At 54.3% G+C, this 1,898-nt stretch carries 1 rRNA gene; it reads left to right on the forward strand.

Annotated elements, in window-relative coordinates:
- Positions 1-1,709: ribosomal RNA gene (locus JNB89_RS30735) — 23S ribosomal RNA — on the forward strand; the annotation flags it as partial.
- Between the last annotated feature and the right edge of the window lie 189 nt (positions 1,710-1,898).

The following is a 1,898-nucleotide window of genomic DNA, read 5'->3' on the forward strand; positions in this document are numbered from 1 at the left end:
TGCATGGTAGGAGAGCGTTCCGTAAGCCTGCGAAGGTGCACTGGAAAGTGTGCTGGAGGTATCGGAAGTGCGAATGCTGACATGAGTAGCGATAAAGGGGGTGAAAGGCCCCCTCGCCGTAAGCCCAAGGTTTCCTACGCAACGTTCATCGGCGTAGGGTGAGTCGGCCCCTAAGGCGAGGCAGAAATGCGTAGCTGATGGGAAGCAGGTTAATATTCCTGCACCATTGTTGAATGCGATGGGGGGACGGATCGCGGAAGGTTGTCCGGGTGTTGGAAGTCCCGGTCCTTGCATTGGAGAAGGCGCTTTGGCAAATCCGGGCGCGGGATTCAAGGGTGCGAGGCCAGTCACTTCGGTGACGAAGCAATCGGAAGTGGTTCCAGGAAAAGCCTCTAAGCTTCAGTTCAACAAGACCGTACCGCAAACCGACACAGGTGGGCGAGATGAGTATTCTAAGGCGCTTGAGAGAACTCGGGAGAAGGAACTCGGCAAATTGGTACCGTAACTTCGGGATAAGGTACGCCCCTGTAGCTTGACTGGCCTGCGCCAGAAGGGTGAAGGGGTTGCAATAAACTGGTGGCTGCGACTGTTTAATAAAAACACAGCACTCTGCAAACACGAAAGTGGACGTATAGGGTGTGACGCCTGCCCGGTGCCGGAAGATTAAATGATGGGGTGCAAGCTCCTGATTGAAGTCCCGGTAAACGGCGGCCGTAACTATAACGGTCCTAAGGTAGCGAAATTCCTTGTCGGGTAAGTTCCGACCTGCACGAATGGCGTAACGATGGCCACACTGTCTCCTCCCGAGACTCAGCGAAGTTGAAGTGTTTGTGATGATGCAATCTCCCCGCGGCTAGACGGAAAGACCCCATGAACCTTTACTGTAGCTTTGCATTGGACTTTGAACCGGTCTGTGTAGGATAGGTGGGAGGCTGTGAAGCGTGAACGCCAGTTTGCGTGGAGCCATCCTTGAAATACCACCCTGATCTGTTTGAGGTTCTAACCCTGGTCCGTGAATCCGGATCGGGGACAGTGCATGGTAGGCAGTTTGACTGGGGCGGTCTCCTCCCAAAGTGTAACGGAGGAGTACGAAGGTACGCTAGGTACGGTCGGAAATCGTGCTGATAGTGCAATGGCATAAGCGTGCTTAACTGCGAGACCGACAAGTCGAGCAGGTGCGAAAGCAGGTCATAGTGATCCGGTGGTTCTGTATGGAAGGGCCATCGCTCAACGGATAAAAGGTACTCTGGGGATAACAGGCTGATACCGCCCAAGAGTTCATATCGACGGCGGTGTTTGGCACCTCGATGTCGGCTCATCTCATCCTGGGGCTGTAGCCGGTCCCAAGGGTATGGCTGTTCGCCATTTAAAGAGGTACGTGAGCTGGGTTTAAAACGTCGTGAGACAGTTTGGTCCCTATCTGCCGTGGGCGCTGGATATTTGAAGGGGGCTGCTCCTAGTACGAGAGGACCGGAGTGGACGAACCTCTGGTGTACCGGTTGTCACGCCAGTGGCATCGCCGGGTAGCTATGTTCGGAAGAGATAACCGCTGAAAGCATCTAAGCGGGAAACTCGCCTTAAGATGAGATATCCCCGGGGCTTCGAGCCCCTTGAAGGGTCGTTCAAGACCAGGACGTTGATAGGTCAGGTGTGTAAGCGCAGTAATGCGTTCAGCTAACTGATACTAATTGCCCGTAAGGCTTGATCCTATAACAGGTGTGTCTCGACCAGCGTTAGCGCTTTAGCGCTTACACTGGTCCGATCCCCGAAGGGGATGCGCATGAACCCGCAGTGGGTTCGAGCCGGACACCCAGGTTGAGATCGTTGTTGTGCCAGAAACACCACAACCCGCTTCCCTCTGGTAAGCATCACCAGAAACTACTTCTTCCCAGATTGGC

The sequence above is a fragment of the Paraburkholderia phenoliruptrix genome (assembly GCF_019511605.1).
GTDB lineage: Bacteria > Pseudomonadota > Gammaproteobacteria > Burkholderiales > Burkholderiaceae > Paraburkholderia > Paraburkholderia phenoliruptrix_A.